The sequence below is a fragment of the Acinetobacter sp. BHS4 genome (genome assembly GCF_018454425.1).
Classification (GTDB): Bacteria; Pseudomonadota; Gammaproteobacteria; order Pseudomonadales; family Moraxellaceae; genus Acinetobacter; species Acinetobacter pittii.
This window is the reverse complement of record NZ_CP075323.1, coordinates 3,840,657-3,859,463: the sequence shown is the minus strand read 5'-3', so window position 1 is coordinate 3,859,463 and position 18,807 is coordinate 3,840,657. Positions and strand designations below refer to the sequence as shown.

16 protein-coding genes and 2 rRNA genes are annotated in these 18,807 nt (G+C 41.8%); 6 read left to right on the top strand and 12 right to left on the bottom strand.

Annotation, left to right across the window (positions count from 1 at the left end):
• Positions 1 to 75: 75 nt before the first annotated feature.
• The 4 genes from KIP84_RS18485 (at position 76) to KIP84_RS18475 (ending at position 3,731) form a co-directional block, all read left to right on the top strand.
• Positions 76 to 2,966 (top strand): 23S ribosomal RNA (locus KIP84_RS18485).
• A gap of 21 nt (positions 2,967 to 2,987) precedes the next feature.
• Positions 2,988 to 3,122 carry a hypothetical protein gene (locus KIP84_RS18950; protein WP_017481231.1) on the top strand — a complete coding sequence of 45 codons (135 nt, stop codon included), beginning with the start codon at positions 2,988 to 2,990 and terminating at the stop codon, positions 3,120 to 3,122.
• Positions 3,123 to 3,154: 32 nt separating this feature from the next.
• Positions 3,155 to 3,269: ribosomal RNA gene (gene rrf, locus KIP84_RS18480) — 5S ribosomal RNA — on the top strand.
• Positions 3,270 to 3,419: 150 nt separating this feature from the next.
• On the top strand, positions 3,420 to 3,731 hold the full coding sequence (locus KIP84_RS18475) for an ankyrin repeat domain-containing protein (RefSeq protein ID WP_069036370.1): 312 nt from the start codon (positions 3,420 to 3,422) through the stop codon (positions 3,729 to 3,731).
• A 44-nt stretch (positions 3,732 to 3,775) separates the two neighbouring features.
• Here KIP84_RS18475 and KIP84_RS18470 read toward each other — a convergent pair whose 3' ends face one another.
• The 5 genes from KIP84_RS18470 to ribF all read right to left on the bottom strand — a co-directional run bounded on the left by KIP84_RS18470 (position 3,776) and on the right by ribF (position 9,363).
• A complete protein-coding gene (locus KIP84_RS18470; protein WP_199978338.1) occupies positions 3,776 to 4,318 on the bottom strand; it encodes an NAD(P)H-dependent oxidoreductase in 543 nt (180 codons plus the stop codon).
• A gap of 137 nt (positions 4,319 to 4,455) precedes the next feature.
• Complete coding sequence (locus tag KIP84_RS18465) at positions 4,456 to 4,938, bottom strand: peptidylprolyl isomerase (protein ID WP_086376339.1); 483 nt, start codon at positions 4,936 to 4,938, stop codon at positions 4,456 to 4,458.
• 1 nt (position 4,939) lies between these two features.
• A complete protein-coding gene (gene lspA, locus KIP84_RS18460) occupies positions 4,940 to 5,470 on the bottom strand; it encodes a signal peptidase II (RefSeq protein ID WP_005804840.1) in 531 nt (176 codons plus the stop codon).
• Positions 5,463 to 8,300 carry an isoleucine--tRNA ligase gene (gene ileS / locus KIP84_RS18455; protein WP_213689071.1) on the bottom strand — a complete coding sequence of 946 codons (2,838 nt, stop codon included), beginning with the start codon at positions 8,298 to 8,300 and terminating at the stop codon, positions 5,463 to 5,465. Before ileS ends, lspA begins: the two co-directional genes overlap by 8 nt.
• 61 nt (positions 8,301 to 8,361) lie before the next feature.
• Positions 8,362 to 9,363 (bottom strand): bifunctional riboflavin kinase/FAD synthetase, encoded by a 1,002-nt coding sequence (gene ribF / locus KIP84_RS18450; protein ID WP_002120723.1) that lies wholly within the window; start codon positions 9,361 to 9,363, stop codon positions 8,362 to 8,364.
• Between the two features lie 207 nt (positions 9,364 to 9,570).
• Between ribF and KIP84_RS18445 the strand changes: the two genes are divergently transcribed.
• Positions 9,571 to 10,704, top strand: a complete 1,134-nt coding sequence (locus tag KIP84_RS18445) for a TDT family transporter (protein WP_213689070.1) — start codon at positions 9,571 to 9,573, stop codon at positions 10,702 to 10,704.
• A gap of 80 nt (positions 10,705 to 10,784) precedes the next feature.
• The gene (locus KIP84_RS18440; protein WP_213689069.1) at positions 10,785 to 11,351 is read left to right on the top strand and encodes a 5'-nucleosidase; all 567 of its coding nucleotides are present in this window, start codon (positions 10,785 to 10,787) and stop codon (positions 11,349 to 11,351) included.
• A 36-nt stretch (positions 11,352 to 11,387) separates the two neighbouring features.
• On the opposite strand, the gene KIP84_RS18435 is transcribed toward KIP84_RS18440, so the two are convergent.
• From KIP84_RS18435 to argA, 7 genes are all read right to left on the bottom strand, one after another.
• Complete coding sequence (locus KIP84_RS18435) at positions 11,388 to 12,008, bottom strand: TetR/AcrR family transcriptional regulator (RefSeq protein WP_009387703.1); 621 nt, start codon at positions 12,006 to 12,008, stop codon at positions 11,388 to 11,390.
• A gap of 259 nt (positions 12,009 to 12,267) precedes the next feature.
• Positions 12,268 to 13,068 carry an ATP-binding cassette domain-containing protein gene (locus KIP84_RS18430; RefSeq protein ID WP_213689068.1) on the bottom strand — a complete coding sequence of 267 codons (801 nt, stop codon included), beginning with the start codon at positions 13,066 to 13,068 and terminating at the stop codon, positions 12,268 to 12,270.
• A gap of 13 nt (positions 13,069 to 13,081) precedes the next feature.
• Positions 13,082 to 13,879, bottom strand: a complete 798-nt coding sequence (ssuC, locus tag KIP84_RS18425) for an aliphatic sulfonate ABC transporter permease SsuC (protein WP_213689067.1) — start codon at positions 13,877 to 13,879, stop codon at positions 13,082 to 13,084.
• Positions 13,876 to 15,051, bottom strand: coding sequence for an FMNH2-dependent alkanesulfonate monooxygenase (gene ssuD / locus KIP84_RS18420; RefSeq protein WP_019457892.1), 1,176 nt, complete (start codon positions 15,049 to 15,051; stop codon positions 13,876 to 13,878). Before ssuD ends, ssuC begins: the two co-directional genes overlap by 4 nt.
• A gap of 26 nt (positions 15,052 to 15,077) precedes the next feature.
• Positions 15,078 to 16,061, bottom strand: a complete 984-nt coding sequence (locus tag KIP84_RS18415) for a sulfonate ABC transporter substrate-binding protein (RefSeq protein ID WP_213689066.1) — start codon at positions 16,059 to 16,061, stop codon at positions 15,078 to 15,080.
• Positions 16,062 to 16,133: 72 nt separating this feature from the next.
• Positions 16,134 to 17,102 carry a sulfonate ABC transporter substrate-binding protein gene (locus tag KIP84_RS18410; protein ID WP_005804832.1) on the bottom strand — a complete coding sequence of 323 codons (969 nt, stop codon included), beginning with the start codon at positions 17,100 to 17,102 and terminating at the stop codon, positions 16,134 to 16,136.
• A gap of 335 nt (positions 17,103 to 17,437) precedes the next feature.
• On the bottom strand, positions 17,438 to 18,793 hold the full coding sequence (argA, locus tag KIP84_RS18405) for an amino-acid N-acetyltransferase (protein ID WP_016802669.1): 1,356 nt from the start codon (positions 18,791 to 18,793) through the stop codon (positions 17,438 to 17,440).
• Between the last annotated feature and the right edge of the window lie 14 nt (positions 18,794 to 18,807).

The window sequence follows — 18,807 nt, the reverse complement described above, 5'->3', positions numbered from 1 at the left end:
TTAAATACACAGTACTCTAAACTGAAATGTTGAAGTTACTAACTTGTAGGTAACATCGACTGTTTGGGGTTGTATAGTCAAGTAATTAAGTGCATGTGGTGGATGCCTTGGCAGTCAGAGGCGATGAAAGACGTGATAGCCTGCGAAAAGCTCCGGGGAGGCGGCAAATATCCTTTGATCCGGAGATTTCTGAATGGGGGAACCCACCTACTTTAAGGTAGGTATTGCAACATGAATACATAGTGTTGCAAGGCGAACGAGGGGAAGTGAAACATCTCAGTACCCTTAGGAAAAGAAATCAATTGAGATTCCCTCAGTAGCGGCGAGCGAACGGGGATCAGCCCATTAAGTTATGTGTGTTTTAGTGGAACGCTCTGGGAAGTGCGAACGTAGAGGGTGATATTCCCGTACACGAAAGGGCACACATAATGATGACGAGTAGGGCGAGGCACGTGAAACCTTGTCTGAATATGGGGGGACCATCCTCCAAGGCTAAATACTCCTGACTGACCGATAGTGAACCAGTACCGTGAGGGAAAGGCGAAAAGAACCCCTGTGAGGGGAGTGAAATAGATCCTGAAACCGCATGCATACAAGCAGTGGGAGCACCTTCGTGGTGTGACTGCGTACCTTTTGTATAATGGGTCAGCGACTTATATTCAGTAGCGAGGTTAACCGTATAGGGGAGCCGTAGAGAAATCGAGTCTTAATAGGGCGTTTAGTTGCTGGGTATAGACCCGAAACCAGGCGATCTATCCATGAGCAGGTTGAAGGTTGGGTAACACTAACTGGAGGACCGAACCCACTGTCGTTGAAAAGCCAGGGGATGACTTGTGGATAGGGGTGAAAGGCTAATCAAGCCTGGTGATAGCTGGTTCTCCCCGAAAGCTATTTAGGTAGCGCCTCGGACGAATACCATAGGGGGTAGAGCACTGTTTCGGCTAGGGGGTCATCCCGACTTACCAAACCGATGCAAACTCCGAATACCTATGAGTACTATCCGGGAGACAGACTGCGGGTGCTAACGTCCGTAGTCAAGAGGAAAACAATCCAGACCGCCAGCTAAGGCCCCAAAATCATAGTTAAGTGGGAAACGATGTGGGAAGGCATAGACAGCTAGGAGGTTGGCTTAGAAGCAGCCACCCTTTAAAGAAAGCGTAATAGCTCACTAGTCGAGTCGGCCTGCGCGGAAGATGTAACGGGGCTAAAACTATGTGCCGAAGCTGCGGATTTGACATTAGTCAAGTGGTAGGGGAGCGTTCTGTAAGCCGATGAAGGTGTATTGAGAAGTATGCTGGAGGTATCAGAAGTGCGAATGCTGACGTGAGTAACGACAAAACGGGTGAAAAACCCGTTCGCCGAAAGACCAAGGGTTCCAGTCCAACGTTAATCGGGGCTGGGTGAGTCGACCCCTAAGGCGAGGCCGAAAGGCGTAGTCGATGGGAAATTGGTTAATATTCCAATACTTCTGTGTAATGCGATGAGAGGACGGAGAAGGTTAAGTCAGCCTGGCGTTGGTTGTCCAGGTGGAAGGATGTAGGTATGTATCTTAGGCAAATCCGGGGTACTCTATACTGAGATCCGATAGCAAGCTGTACTTGTACAGTGAAGTGGCTGATACCATGCTTCCAGGAAAAGTCTCTAAGCTTCAGTTACACAGGAATCGTACCCGAAACCGACACAGGTGGTCAGGTCGAGTAGACCAAGGCGCTTGAGAGAACTCTGCTGAAGGAACTAGGCAAAATGGTACCGTAACTTCGGGAGAAGGTACGCTGTTGTTGGTGATGGAACTTGCTTCCTGAGCTGACGACAGCCGCAGAAACCAGGCCGCTGCAACTGTTTATTAAAAACATAGCACTCTGCAAACACGAAAGTGGACGTATAGGGTGTGATGCCTGCCCGGTGCTGGAAGGTTAATTGATGGGGTTAGCGTAAGCGAAGCTCTTGATCGAAGCCCCAGTAAACGGCGGCCGTAACTATAACGGTCCTAAGGTAGCGAAATTCCTTGTCGGGTAAGTTCCGACCTGCACGAATGGCATAATGATGGCGGCGCTGTCTCCAGCAGAGGCTCAGTGAAATCGAAATCGCTGTGAAGATGCAGTGTACCCGCGGCTAGACGGAAAGACCCCGTGAACCTTTACTGCAGCTTGACACTGAACTTTGACCTTACTTGTGTAGGATAGGTGGGAGGCTTTGAAGTTGGAACGCTAGTTCCAATGGAGCCGTCCTTGAAATACCACCCTGGTAATGTTGAGGTTCTAACTCTGTCCCGTTATCCGGGACGAGGACCGTGTCTGGTGGGTAGTTTGACTGGGGCGGTCTCCTCCTAAAGAGTAACGGAGGAGTACGAAGGTGCGCTCAGCGTGGTCGGAAATCACGCGTAGAGTATAAAGGCAAAAGCGCGCTTAACTGCGAGACCCACAAGTCGAGCAGGTACGAAAGTAGGTCTTAGTGATCCGGTGGTTCTGTATGGAAGGGCCATCGCTCAACGGATAAAAGGTACTCTGGGGATAACAGGCTGATACCGCCCAAGAGTTCATATCGACGGCGGTGTTTGGCACCTCGATGTCGGCTCATCTCATCCTGGGGCTGAAGCAGGTCCCAAGGGTATGGCTGTTCGCCATTTAAAGAGGTACGCGAGCTGGGTTTAGAACGTCGTGAGACAGTTCGGTCCCTATCTACCGTGGGCGCTGGAAATTTGAGAGGATCTGCTCCTAGTACGAGAGGACCAGAGTGGACGAACCTCTGGTGTACCGGTTGTGACGCCAGTCGCATCGCCGGGTAGCTATGTTCGGAAGGGATAACCGCTGAAAGCATCTAAGCGGGAAGCCTACCTCAAGATAAGATTTCCCTAGGAATTTATTCCTCTAAAGAGCCGTTCGAGACTAGGACGTTGATAGGTTGGATGTGGAAGCATAGTGATATGTGAAGCTGACCAATACTAATTGCTCGTGAGGCTTGACTATACAACACCCAAGCAGTTGTATATGAAGCATCAATCGATTCATAAACATGCAAAGCAACTTGATTTAGTTAAACACTTAGCTAAAATGAACAACGAAAAATCAGATTCAATCAGCCCATCTGTAAAAATTTGGAAAACGCAACGTATCACACAGTGAATAAAACGAAGCAAGTATCCATAAACAGTTGTGCTGGCGACCATAGCAAGAGTGAACCACCTGATCCCTTCCCGAACTCAGAAGTGAAACCTCTTAGCGCTGATGGTAGTGTGGGGTTACCCATGTGAGAGTAAGTCATCGCCAGCTCATTATTACAAACACCCCCATTCGCAAGAATGGGGGTGTTTTTTTATGCGTGGTATTTAATTTTTATAAAAGATAGATCCAAAATTAGATTTGTATCCTGGCTGTATTCTATGAATATAATGATAAACTCTATTATTTTTGGGTGCGTCCATGAAAATCAATTCTTTCTCTCCAATACCTGAAGATGATGAAGAGCTATCTTTGCCTGCATTGATTTATTGGGCATCTCTAGGTGATATAGATCAAGTAAAAGAATTACTAATAGAGGGAGAAGATCCTAATCAGACAGATGATGAGGGATATAGTGCTCTACAAGCAGCTGCTGAGAATGACCATTTAGAGATAGTTCAACTCTTAGTTGAAAAAGGGGCGAATGTTGCTTATAAAAGCGAATATACAGCACTACAACTTGCAGAAATGGCGGGTAATACTGATGTAGTGGAATATTTAAAGAGTTTATAAAATTAAAAAGCCTCTTTTGTTGGGAAAAGGGGCCTTTTGTTCAATTAAGACAAATGATATTTCTGTAGTTTCTCAACAATGGATTGAAGACCTTTTACTTCAAACTCATTAGCTTCGAATTTTTCATCTTTATTACGTTTAAATATATCTCTTATCTCTATTACAGCATTTGGATCAATGATACTTAAACTTGAGGTGACTTGACGTATTTGGCTAATCGAGCGAGAGCCATTTGTTGACCCATAGCCAATAAATGCAGCAGGTTTACCACTCCACTCTTTGCCTAAATAGTCCAAAGCATTTTTTAAGGCTGGACTGTAACCATGATTGTATTCTGGACTGATAAAAATAAATGCGTCTGCTTGAGCAATTTTGTCTGCCCATTCTTGTTGTTTAGGTTGATCATAAATCCCGGTAGCAGGTGGGTGAGAGCCTGAAAATAACGGTAAATTCCATTCTTTTAAATCAATTACTTCTGTCTGAAAATCTTCTAGATTAAATGATGGAATTGTGGATTCTAGCCAATTGGCAACTTTAATTGCTGTACGTCCTTCACGAACACTTCCTACGATAATATAGACCAGCATGTATTTTTCCTAAGAATTTTTATCTTTATAACTTAATTCATTATATAGGTAGGAGAGAATATAGAATTTGTAAGGATTCTTATGTCTCTAATAAAAATTGAATCATAAAAAAGCCCTCATTTAGAGGGCTTTTTTATTTACATTAGCTTAATGCCTTGTTGGCCTTCAGGAGTAACCTTGAATATTTCCACTTCAAAGGTAATATTTTTCCCAGCTAATGGATGATTAAAATCAATTTCTGTAATGTCATCATTAACTGATTTTACTACACCGAATAAGGTGGTTTTTGCCTTATCTTCAAATTCGATCATGTGACCAGGAATAGGGCGTTGCTCAAACTTAATTGTATCGAAAGTTTGAACATTTTCTGGATTCCACGGACCAAAAGCATCTTCTGGTGGAAGGTGTACTGTACGGCGGTCACCCGCACGTAAACCGAATAATGCTTTTTCGAAACCTGGTAAAAGGTTTCCGTCACCAATCGTCAGACTAACTGGCTCTTCACGGCTACGTGTATTGTCAATTTCTACACCATTTTCGATAGCTACAGAAAAGTGTAGATCGACTTTAGAACCTTCTTGGATACGAATTTCTTCGTTAGGTTGAATAATTTCGGTCATATTATGCATCCGAATTTTGGTTACGTTGCTTCTCAAGGAAGAATGTATCAATGAGTAGCAAAATCGTACCTAGGGTGATGGCACTGTCCGCAATATTAAAAGCTGGAAAGTGATGATTTTGGTAATAAACATGAATGAAATCGACCACATAACCTAGGGTAATACGGTCAATTAAATTGCCTAAAGCTCCACCTAAAATTAAAGCGATGGCTACAGGTAGTACCACCATTTTTTTAGGCATACGCATTAACCAAAATACAAAAAGTACTGAAACTAAGCCCGCTAAAGATGTGAAGAAATAGCGCTGCCATCCTCCTGCATCAGATAAAAAGCTAAAAGCTGCACCATAGTTATGTAATAGTGTCCAGTTTAAAAATGGAAGTACTGGTACAGGATCTGCATAGTTGAGATGTGTACTTGCAATCCATTTTGTCCATTGATCCAATACAATGGCAAGGACAGAAAGTCCAAGCCAAATCAGATTATGTGGATAAAACTGGAATAAGCCTTTTTTAGCTTGTGAATTAGGCATATTTTCTCACTTCGCCACGACCAGTGACGTTCACAATACAACGACCACATAAACCAGGATGATCGGCATGTGTATTTACATCTGGAAGAACGTGCCAGCAACGTGCACATTTTTCACCTTCAGCTGCAGATATTTGTACACGTAAGCCTTCCATTTCAGTTGCTTCACCTCGCTCAGCAAATGGATGTACTACTACTTGCGAAGTAATAAGAACAAAACGGAGTTCATCAGCCAGTTGGTTTAAAACTGTTTGTAATGATTCACTTGCCCAAAGTTCAACTTTGGCTGAAAGATTACTGCCGACAAGTTTAGCGTTACGTGCTGCTTCAATCTGTTTATTTACTGCAGATTTTACGCTAATCAATGTTTGCCAATCTTCTTCAGAAAGCAAGTTTGCTTTTGATGAAACAGGCAAGTCATACCATTCTGATGTAAATACATACTTTTCAGTTTGTTCTGGAATCAGTGGCCAAGCTTCTTGAGCGGTAAAGCTTAGGATTGGGCTCATCCAACGAATAAATGCTTGGACAATATGGTAAAGCGCTGTTTGAGCAGAACGACGTGCCTGAGAATCCGCTTTAGTGGTGTATTGGCGATCTTTAATAATGTCTAGGTAGAAACCACCTAAGTCATTAATACAGAAGCTCGTTAACGCACTACACACCACATGGAAGTTCATTTCTTCATAGGCAGTGATAATGGTTTGTTGTACTTCATTTGCACGCTGTAAGATGTATTGATCTAGAGCAATAAGGTCATCTACGTCCAAAGCATCAGTACTTGGTTTGAAACCATTTAGATTGGCAAGTAAGAAGCGTAGAGTATTACGAATACGACGATAGCTATCACTTACACGGCTAAAGATTTCTTTCGATGCTGCGATTTCATAACGGTAGTCACTAGAAGCTACATATAGACGTAAACCATCGGCACCAAGCTGTTTGATGATTTCTTCAAGTGGGATATAGTTACCTAAAGATTTTGATAACTTACGACCATTTTCATCCACTGTAAAACCATGTGTTAACAAGGCCTTATATGGTGCACGATTGTGAATTGCCATAGACGTTAATAAAGAAGATTGGAACCAACCACGGTGTTGGTCTGAACCTTCTAAATATAAATCGGCAGGGCTTTCTAATTCATCACGTTGCTCAAGTACAGCGTAATGCGTTGTACCAGAGTCGAACCATACATCGAGTGTATCGCGAACAGCGTTATATTGTTCAGCATCTTCACCGATGAAGTCTTTTGCTTCACGTTTGAACCATGCTTCAATGCCTTCTTCTTCGATCAGTTGAGCAACTTCTTCGATGAGTTCAGGTGTACGCGGATGTAATTCGTTCGTATCTTTATGAACGAAGAATGGAATTGGAACACCCCAAGTACGTTGACGTGAAATACACCAGTCCGGACGACCTTCGATCATTGATTCAATACGGTTTTGACCCCAGTTCGGTACAAACTCGATATCATTTTCAATAGCATTAAGCGCACCTTCACGTAACCCTTTTTGATCCATGCTAATGAACCATTGTGGTGTAGCACGGAAAATAATAGGAGTCTTATGGCGCCAGCAGTGTGGGTAGCTGTGTTTAATTGGTTGATGAGCCCATAAACGGCCTACAGCGCCCAAAGCTTCGATAATCTTTGGATTGGCTTTATAGATGTGCTCACCAGCATAGATTGGAGCAGTTGGAAGATAAACACCGTTACCACCCACTGGGTTATCTACTTTAAGGTTGTATTGAAGACCTACTTTATAGTCGTCTGCACCATGGCCAGGTGCTGTATGTACGGCACCTGTACCGCTTGTTGCGATAACGTGTTCACCTAAAATAACCGGAACTTGACGATCAGTAAGTAGAGGGTGTTGTAAGGTAAGGTTTTCAAGAGCCGAACCTGTAAAATCAGCTAAAACAACTGGATTTTCAAGCTTGTAACGCTCAATCGCAGAAGCAACTAGGTCTTTAGCAAGAATGAAGTTTTGCTTACCGCGCTCAGTTGTCACTTGTACCAATTGATATTCAATTTCGGCATGCAACGCAACTGCTTGGTTAGCTGGTAATGTCCAAGGTGTAGTGGTCCAGATCACGATATCTGTCGGATCTTGAACTTCTATGTTTAAGCGAGCACTTAAATCTTTTAGATCGACAACGCCAAATCCAACGTCAATTGCGTCAGATTTTTTATCTTCGTATTCAACCTCTGCTTCAGCAAGAGCTGAACCACAGTCCATACACCAGTTCACTGGCTTTAAGCCTGGCTGGATATGGCCATTTTTCTGGATGAGACCTAGAGCACGAACGATATCGGCTTCTTGTTTGTAATTCATGGTGAGATAAGGATTATCCCAATCACCTAAAATACCAAGACGTTTAAAGTCAGTACGCTGTAAATCAATTTGTTTTAGCGCGTATTCACGGCAAAGTTTACGGAAAGTTGCTGCGTCAACTTTTTCGCCCACTTTACCCACTTTCTCTTCGACTTTTAGTTCGATTGGCAAGCCATGACAGTCCCAACCTGGAACATATGGTGCATCAAAACCTGAAAGCGTACGGCTTTTTACAATAACGTCTTTGAGTACTTTATTGACCGCGTGACCCAAGTGAATTGTACCGTTCGCATATGGAGGGCCATCATGCAAAATATATTTTTTCTTGCCAATACGCGATGCACGAATCTGCTGATAAATGTTGTCGGTATACCACTCTTCTAACCATTTCACTTCACGTACTGCCAAATTTGCTTTCATTGCAAATTGAGTATCCGGCAGGTTTAGCGTGGCTTTGTAGTCCACTGCATTCTCAGGAGTTTGCTTATCGCTCATGCAAGTTTTCTTCCAGTTTAATCAGCTTGGGAGCTGACATGTTTTACAATCAAAATTCGAATTAAAAAGGAAATTGTGTCGTGTCGTTACGATATTGTCGTAACTGTTGCACGTCATTATCAATTCCTGCCTTAAGTGCCTCAAGCGAAGGGTAGTTCAATTCACCATGAAGATAGTGAAGAAAAGTCACCCGCATAAATAAGCCATACAGATTAGCAGAAACATCAGGGAAATGTACTTCTAATCTCCATTCTGGATGTTCTTGCTGAATGGCGGGACGTGTACCGACATGACCTGCGCCATAGAGGCTATTTTCATGATATCCGGCAATTCCCGGTTTCTCTGGTGTTTCTTGGCGTACTTTTTCAGTGAGTGAAGTTGTTTCGCAAATGACTTCAACGCCATAAATACCGTTTAAACAAGGTTTGTGGCGGTTGAGACGAACATTAATGGTTGGAAAATCAAGAGTTCGTCCAATTTGGTCGCCATATTGGACACGTCCAGTAATACTGTACGGACGGCCTAATAATTTAGCTGCTAAAGCGAGATTACCCACTTGAAGTACTTGGCGAATACGGGTTGAACTTACGCGTTCACCTTCAAGTTCAATGGTATGTAAATTTGTGACTTGGAAGCCATAATCTTTTAAAAATTCACTATTGCCTTGGCGGTCTTTACCGAAATGAAAGTCATCCCCTAAAACTAATGACTGGGCATTTAATTTATTTTTTAATAAATCTGCGAAGGCAGATGCGCTCATGCTACGGAAATGTTCATCAAATTTAGCAACCGCAATATAGTCAACGCCAAGCTCAGCTAGGTATTCAACTTTTTCCCGTAATGAATTAATACGAGGAGGTGCATCGTAACCTTTAAAGAACTCAAGAGGTTGTGGCTCAAAAATCATGACCAAAGTTTTTAAGCCTTGTGCTGCAGCAATGTTTTTGAGTTGAGCAATCATCGCTTGGTGGCCTAAATGGACACCATCAAAATTACCAATAGTCACCGCTGTTTGAGGTAACTGAAAATTGGGCGATAACGCATTAAGACGAAGCAGTTTCATGAACTTAAAATATGGCTATTTTTGCAAGGGCTATATATTGCCATAATCTCACAGATTCGTCTTGTTGTTGTGTTTTTACTCAGTTATTTTTCAATATGAATATCTTTATATTTAAAATATTGATGAATTAAATAAAAATAAATCAATTTTTCTTATTATTGGTTTGCTCTACTATGCCTTTATCCACTCTTTGATTAGAGAACTAAGATGAAAAAACCTTTTTATCAATTAAATCAAAGCAAAGATGTTATACGACATTTTACCCCAAATTGGTTTACAGCGACTATGGGTACTGGCGTGGTGAGTATGATTTTAATCCAGCTGCCATTTGCTCAATCATTTTTATTCAAGCTAGCTGCTTGGTTATGGCAATTTAATATTATCTTATTCAGCGTTTTTTCAGTTCTTTATTTATTGCGGTGGTTTCTTTTCCCTCATGAAGCGAAGCAAATTTTTAATCATCCAAATATGAGCTTGTTTTTAGGGGCTATCCCGATGGGGCTCGCAACGATATTAAACGGGTTTCTAAGCTTCGGTTTTGGGCTTTACGGTGAAGTCGCAATCCATATCGCCCAAGCTTTATGGTACATCGATGTCTTTTTAGCGCTAGCAATTGCGTGGATCGTGCCATTTTGTATGTTTAGCCGTCAGAACCATCAGTTACATACGATGACCGCAATCTGGCTTTTACCTGTAGTTGCTTGTGAAGTAGCAGCAAGTTCTGCGGGGATGTTGGTTGCACATTTACCAGCAGATGTGCACAGCTTTCATCTATTACTGGCTGGTTATGTGCTCTGGGGAATCTCTGTTTTACCAGCATTCGCTATTTTGACAATTTTAATGTTGCGTATGGCTTTGCATCAGTTACCTGAAAAAGAAGTCGCTATTTCTAGCTGGCTTTCTTTAGGCCCGATTGGTACAGGTGCATTAGGTTTATTGTTATTAGGGCAGCAGGCACAAAGAGTGTTGCCAAACGTAGGATTTGACCAATTTGCGAATATCTTTCAAGCCTTAGGAGTTGTAGGTAGTCTTGTACTTTTAGGCTTTGGGTTATGGTGGCTTGGTCTTGCGATTTTAACAACGCTTCGTCACGCAAAGACAGGTATTCCATTTAACTTGGGTTGGTGGGGCTTAACTTTTCCATTAGGCGTATTTATTCTCGCACTATTTAACTTAGGACATCAGGTTGAAGTTGTATTTTTACAATACGTTGCTGTGGCATTGAGTTTTTTATTATTGGCAATGTGGGGCGTGGTAATGAAGAAAACGCTTGCAGGCGCATATAGCGGTCAACTGTTCTTTTCACCGTGTTTAATCGCTTTACAACAAAAAGTGCAGTAATGATGAAAAGGTGCAAAAAGCTTTTGCACCTCATTTATACTTATTTTCTAACTTATTTAATTTTGATTTGAGCTTTTTGAATGAACACTGATATTGCTTTAATTATGGCACTTCCTAATGAATCTAAGGGTTTATTTGAACAAGCAGGTGTAGAAGTCCATTACAGTGGTATTGGTAAGATTAATGCTGCCTTTAAAGCATTTGAAGTTATCCAAAAAACAGGATGCAAAACTTTAATTAACCTCGGTACAGCTGGAAGCTCTGCATTTAATCGACATGATTTGGTCGAAGTAAAAACTTTTGTACAACGTGATATGGATGTTTCTCCCTTAGGTTTCGAAGTAGGGGTAACGCCGTTAGATGATCACTTGCCAGCTGAAATTCATCTTCAACCACATTTTGCTGATTTGCCAAAAGCAGTATGTGGAACTGGAGACTCATTTGAAACAGGTCATCCAAAAGTCGCGTGTGATGTCGTGGATATGGAAGGCTATGCTTTAGCCAAAGTATGCCATAAGTTAGGCGTACGACTAATTTCGGTGAAGTATATTACTGATGGGGCAGATGACACCGCGCATCTGGATTGGGAAGAAAATTTATTGTTAGGCGCCCAGAAACTTTTAGCTCTTTATCAAAACCATTTCTAAAAAAAGATCGGCAAATTTGCCGATCTTTTTTTTGTTTTAACGAGGCAATACGCCGTAGAGCATCAGGTGGACTGTATGCTCAATCGAACGCTGGAACATACTGCGGTTACGAAGCGTTTTACCGGTCACCATTTCCATTTGAGTTGCAAAATCTGCATAGTTTTGCGTAAGGCCCCAAATATTTAAGATTAATAATTCTGGGTCGATATCTGGGGAAATCTTTCCTTCTTCTTGCCAAGTCTGAATGACCTTGGCTTTGCGCTTAAATAGCTTTTTCAAAGGCCCTTTCAGTATAGGTAAAATATGTGGAGCGCCTTGAATAATTTCTAATGCAAACAATCTAGATGCTTTCGGTTGGCTACGAGACAGTTCGATTTTTTGAATTAAATAGTGAGATAAGGCTTCGGCTGGTTCTAATTCAGCTTCTAAAGTTTGTAATGGGGCCAACCATTTTTGTAAAACGGTTGTGAGCACTTCTACATATAAAGACTCTTTATTTTCATAGTAATAGAAAATATTCGACTTATGCATGTCGGCGAGTTGGGCAATTTCATCCAGACTTGCTCCACTGAACCCATAGACTGAAAATACGTCAAGGGCCGCAGCAAGAAGCTGATTGCGCTTTTGGGTACTCTTTTTTTGTTCCATCTGCTGCATAATTAAAAAAATAATATTCCCATTGTAAGGGAAATTGTTTGATTTGTGCACAGGTGTCTTGCTTTTTTAATCAAAAAACAGCTAGTTATTTGCGTAATAGATATACTATTGTGCAAAAAATAGAGAGATTCACTAGTTTATTGTTATTCTTAAAAATATTTTTTAAATTTCGCCCTAAAAAAGAGCAATAAAGCAGCAGTTTTATTGCTCGTAAATTGGGCATTTTTCGGTTGAACAGTTGTCATTACTCATCGCAACCTTAAGTTGCTAAAACCGCATCGAGTACTTGTTGCTCAAGCTGAGCAAAAGTAATGCTTTTTTTACGCGGACGCGGCAAATTAACTTGGAAACTTTGAGCAATTTTGCCCTTATCTAATAAGATAATACGGTCAGCCAATTGCACTGCTTCACTCACATCGTGTGTGACCAAAATTGCAGTAAAGCCTTGCTCTTTCCATAAACGTTCAATCAAGCTTTGCATCTCAAGCCGAGTTAGAGCATCTAATGCACCTAACGGTTCATCTAACAATAATATGCGGGGTGTATGCGAAAGTGCACGTGCTAAAGCTGTACGCTGACGTTGACCACCTGAGAGTTGGGAAGGCCATTGTCCTGATTTCTCTTTTAAACCGACTTTTTCTAGTAATTCTTCTGCTAAAGCATGTTGCGATTTTGGTAGCCCAAGTTGAACATTTTGAAGAATATTTCTCCAAGGAAGCAAACGAGGATCTTGGAACATTACTCGAATATCATCGTTTGTAATGCCTTCACGCAAATGTCGGGCAGATTTAAATTTGATTTCACCAAAACTGGCTTTTTCAAGTTGGGCAATTAAACGTAGTAACGTACTTTTGCCACAACCACTTCGACCAACAATTGCTAAAAACTCACCCGGCTGGATGTGTAGGTCAAGATCTTCGAGGACCTTTACCTCGCCATAGAATTTATAAAGTTGCTCAATCAGAATCTCTGCCCCTAATACAGATTCTTGAGATTCTGTTGGTTCTTCCGGAATGAGCTGCACTTCATTCTGATTAATATTTAAATTCAGATTTGTCATGTTCTAAGCTCCCTTATTTCTGATATCCAGAGTGCCAACGTAGTAAATAGCGTTCCAAAAGCTGTGCTAAAACATCTGCCAGTTTGCCTAGTAAGGCGTACAGAAGAATACCAACCAGAACTATATCCGTTTGTAAAAACTCACGTGCATTCATGGTCATATAACCAATACCTGCTTGAGCTGAAATAGTTTCAGCAACAATGAGCAATACCCAAACCAAACCTAAAGCAAAGCGTAAACCCACTAAAATAGAAGGCATCGCACCTGGCAAAATAATTTCTTTGTAGAGCTGCCAACGTGAAAGTCCGTAGCTTTTACCCATCTCGATCAATTGAGGGTCAACTGACCGAATACCGTGATAGGTATTAATATAAATCGGGAAGAAAACACCTACGGCGACTAAAAATAATTTTGCTGTTTCATCAATACCGAACCACAAGATGACGAGTGGGATAAGTGCTAAGGCTGGGATGTTACGAATCATTTGTAAGGTCGTATCGAGCAGGGTAGAGGCGAAACGCGAAGACCCGTTGAGTAGACCTAATAACAAACCTAAACCGCCACCAATCAACAACCCCAGTAAAGCACGCCCTGCACTCACTTTAACGTGCTGCCAAAGTTCTCCACTCACCAGTAGATGCCAAAAAGCGGAAACCACAGCAGTAGGTGCAGGTAAAATACGGCTTTCTAAAAGACCCGAACTTGAGGCAATTTGCCAAACAACCAATAGAAGAATAGGGAAAATCCAAGGCAGCAAACGCTGCCCGATTTGTTTTGTTCCACGTGAAACAACACTTTCAGCTTTGCTCATGCAGGCTCCTTGACGGAACTATTTTGCTTCTTCTCGTCTGGAACATAATTGTTGGCAATAATTTCACCGAATGGACCGGTTAAATTTGGCTGAGCAAGTTTAGCGCGAGTTTCAATTGGTAATAACGGGAATACTAACTCTGCAAAACGAATTGATTCTTCAAGGTGTGGATAGCCTGAGAAAATGAAAGTATCAATACCTAAATCAGCATATTCCTGAATACGAGCAGCAACTGTTTCAGGATCGCCTACAAGTGCTGTACCTGCACCACCACGAACTAAACCAATACCCGCCCAAAGGTTTGGAGATACTTCTAGTTTGTCTCGATTACCGCCGTGGAGAGCTGCCATACGTTGTTGGCCTACAGAGTCCATTTGTGCAAATTTTTTCTGTGCGGCAGCAATAGTCGCATCATCAAGATATTGGATAAGCTCGTTTGCCGCTGCCCAAGCTTGTTCGTTGGTTTCACGAACAATCACATGCAAGCGTATGCCATAAGTTAATTTACGGCCTTTAGCCTCAGCTTTGGCGCGAACATGTTCGATCTTTTGTTTAACTGCTGCTGGTGGCTCGCCCCACGTAAGGTAAGTATCAACTTGCTCAGCAGCCAAATCGACAGCGACGTCTGAAGAGCCGCCGAACCAAAGTGGGGGGTAAGGCTTTTGAACAGGTGGGTAAAGTAGTTTTGCATCATCTACTTGTAAGCGTTCACCGTGGAATGTAAAAGCTTCACCCGTATGTGAGCGTGTCAAAATTTCACGCCAGATTTTTACATATTCATTGGCAGTTTGATAACGTGTTGAGTGATCTTCATATAAACCATCTCCGCGTAATTCAGCCTCATCACCACCAGTCACTAAGTTGAGTAATACACGACCATTCGACAAGCGGTCAAACGTTGCAGCCATACGTGCTGCCAAAGCTGGTGTGGTTACCCCTGGTCGTAATGCAACTAAAAATTTAAGGTGTTGAGTTGCATCAATTAGGCTAGCCGCCGTAATCCAAGGGTCTTCACATGAACGACCTGTTGGAATAAGTACACCTTCGTAACCTAAATTATCTACTGCCACAGCAATTTGCTTCATATAGGCATGGTCAACCTGACGAGCGCCTTTACTTGTACCTAAATAGCGACTATCACCGTGGGTAGGAATAAACCAGAAAATTTTCATGTGCATTACCTATATATCTATTGAAATTACTTGGCGCCCCAAACAGCTTGTTTAATGCTGATTGGTTTAGGGATGATGCCTTGTTGAGTAAAGATGTCTGCGAGTTGCTGTTGCTCAGCAATCACTTTGCTGTTAAGAGGAGCGGCTGATGAAGGGCGCGGACGGCGTTTAATAAATAAATCACTGGTTGCAGGCTTAAGCCCTGTGCTTTGGCCAATCGCACCTGCCGTTTCTGCTTGATGGCTTTGAACCCATTTATCGGCTTGATTGATTTGTTTGATGAGCCCTGAAACAGCTTTCGGATGTTGTTTAACAAAATTTGGAGCTGCTAAATAAAATGTATAGTTCGGGCTTAAGCCTTTACCCGATGCAAGAACACGAGCTTGGTCTTCTAGTTGTGCTGAAGCGAAGTAAGGATCCCAAATGGCCCATGCATCAACGGCACCTTTTTGAAATGCTGCGCGAGCATCGGCAGGGGTAAGCCAGATGGGCGTAATATCGCTCCAGTTTAGGCCTGCTTTACGTACGGCTTGTACAAGTAAGTAATGTGAACTTGAACCTTTTTGCAGCGCAATACGTTTACCTTTTAGGTCTTTAAGCTGTTTTAGTTGCGAGTTTTTTGGAACTAAAATTGCCGATGCCAATGGCTTAGCCGCTTCATAAGCAATGTAATATAAAGGCTTGCCAGCCGCTTGTGCGTAGACAGGAGGTGTATCTCCAGTAACGCCTACATCAAGCGAACCGACAGCTAAAGCTTCTAAAATTTGTGGACCGGCAGGGAACTCATTCCAAGTAATTTTTGCATTTGGGAATTCTTGTTCAAATAGCTTTTGCTGTTTAGCAATTGCAAAGTTAATTGAGCTTTTTTGAAAACCAATACGAAGTTCTTTCACAGTTGGGTCAATTGCCCAAGCTGGCGCTGCGATTGTTAAGCCTAATACAGTGAATGCACTGAGGCGCTTAATTAATTGTGTCCACTGACTCTTACTAAATAATGACTGATGTTGCATATTGATATCCTTGTTCCCCTTGAGGTCAGGCACAGCATTTATATGATTATTTAAGCCGTGCCCAAGCTGGGTTTATTTCAGTTTTAAAATGGCATCTTGAATGGTGAGTTTGTTTGGAATGAGCTTTTGTGCATAAAAAGCATCAGCTACTTGTTGTTGTTCTTGTGCCACCTTGTCAGAGATTGGCTGAACTCCAAAACCCATACGTGAAATTGAAGTTTTGAGTACATCAAACTCAAGTGCGGTAGGTTTTTCGAGTAACTTGGCAGCTTCATCCTGATGTGAACTTACCCACTCAGTGGTCTGGTTAAGTGTCTGTACAACAGTGTTGAGTACTTTCGGATTATTTTCTGCAAATTTACGGTCAGCTAAATAGAACTGATGATTACTCACCAAGTTTTCGCCTGTTGCTAAAACTCGGGCCTGAATTTGATGTTCAGCCGCTGCAAAGAACGGGTCCCAAATCACCCATGCATCGACAGCACCTTTTTCAAAGGCAGCACGTGCGTCTGATGGCGGCAAATAAACTGGTTGAATATCACTTAAGCTTAAGTTGTTGGCTTCTAAAACTTTTAACAATAGGTAATGAACATTCGAGCCTTTATTAAGAGCAACACGTTTGCCCTTTAAATCTTTAATAGATTGGATTGGAGAGTCTTTTTGTACCAATAGTGCTTCAGCTTTTGGCGCAGCAGGTTGGTTTGCGACATAGACTAAATTTGGATTGGCAGCCTGAGCAAAGATCGGTGGCGCTTCACCTGCTTCACCGAGTGAAACACTTCCTACGTTTAAACCTTCAAGCAATTGAGGGCCAGCAGGGAACTCAACCCATTTCACTTGCACGCCTTGTTCTTTTAATGCTTTTTCTAAGTCACCACGAGCCTTTAAAATAGGAAGAATCCCATATTTTTGATAGCCGATATTTAAGGTTGTGGTGGCTTGTTCCTCTTTTTTGGCACAACCACTTAACATCATCACTCCTGCAAGGCTGGCCGCGATGACTGAATATTTTGCCCATGAAGTGGTGTTGAAAAGTGCCATGAGATTTCGTGCTCCCCGAAAGAGAAAAAGAAAAAATAATTGGATGAGCAGACACCCTAAATGGATTTTTATTTCAGAAAAAATAAGTATTCGGTCTTTATTTATGCAAAAAAAAGCTAAACACAATAGGCTATAAACTTATGCGAAAAAAAGATTTATCTATTAGAAATATATTTAATGAATTTTGATTAAGTTGATGTAAATAAAATAAAAAATATTAAAACCTTAAAAAATTTAGATTTAAAAAAAAGTACAACCATAAATTAATCGTGTTTACGGTTGTACTTTTTGAACTAAGCTTATCTGAAATAAGAATATCTTAAAATTAGCAAAGGCTAAGGAAGCAGTTTCTTAAAGACTAAAGAATTTCTTTGATAGTTATAGAGTGCCTGACGAGCATTTGGTAAGTCATCAACACTCACCTGATGGAAACCGTGCTCTAAGAACCAGTGGGCGGTACGGGTGGTTAAAACAAATAATTGACGAATACCTTGTTCTTTTGCCTTTTCTTCAAGGAATTGCAAAATCTGGCTACCACGGTTCGATTTACGATAACTTGGGTGTACTGCGACGCAGGCAATTTCTGCTGAACGTGTTTCATTAAATTCGGTTGGAATTGGATAAAGTGCAGCACACGCTAGAATCGTACCATCGCGCTCAATAACAGCGAACTGGCTAATCTCTTGCTCTAAACGTTCACGCGAACGATAAACTAAGATACCTTCTTCTTCTAATGGACGTAATAAATTCATTAAACCGCCCACATCTTGAATGTTGGCCATGCGAACTTCTTCATAATGCGCATCGGTAATCATGGTACCGATACCATCTCGAGTAAATAACTCTTCGAGAAGGGCGCCATCATAGGCATAAGAAATAAGATGAACGCGGTGTACGCCTGATAAAGATGCTTTTTTTGCCTGTTGCAAATGCAAGGTGAGTGTTGGGCTAATGGTTTGGTATTGTTGAATATAGTAGTCCAGTTGATGTGGGCTTAATTCACGTAATATTTGCTCATCTTCATTCAGCAATCCTTGTTGCTCACCTAGAAAAATGAGTTTATCTGCTTTTAAATAAGTTGCAGTTTTGGTCGCAACTTCTTCTGCTCGCAAGTTAAACACCTCACCTGTAGTGGAGTAACCTGTTGGCCCTAGCAGTACAATATTATGATTATCGAGGTGTCGATCAATCGCATCTGTATCAATAGAACGAACTTCACCTGTAAGCTGGAAATCCATGCCATCACGAATGCCATAAGGTTTAGCAGTCACAAAATTACCTGACACCACATCTATGCGAGCGCCGTACATGGGCGAGTTTGCTAAGCCCATAGAAAGCAATGCTTCGATTTCTAGGCGGATAGAACCTACAGCGCTCATGACACAGCTTAAAGATTCGCGTGTGGTAATACGGCTGTTGTCATAAAAAGGAGTTTCGATTCCTTTTTCTTTAAGGTTTTGATTAATTTGTGGACGTGCGCCGTACACGAGAATTAAGCGAATACCAAGAGAGTGCAATAAAGCAATGTCGTGAATGATATGTTCAAAATTAGGATGACGGACTGCTTCACCACCAAACATCAACACAAATGTTTTATCGCGGTGAGCATTAATGTAGGGCGCTGAGTGTCGAAACCAGTGTACATAATGCTGGGTGTTATTATGTGACTTACTTACAGGCTTACTTGACATACCGATCTCGAATC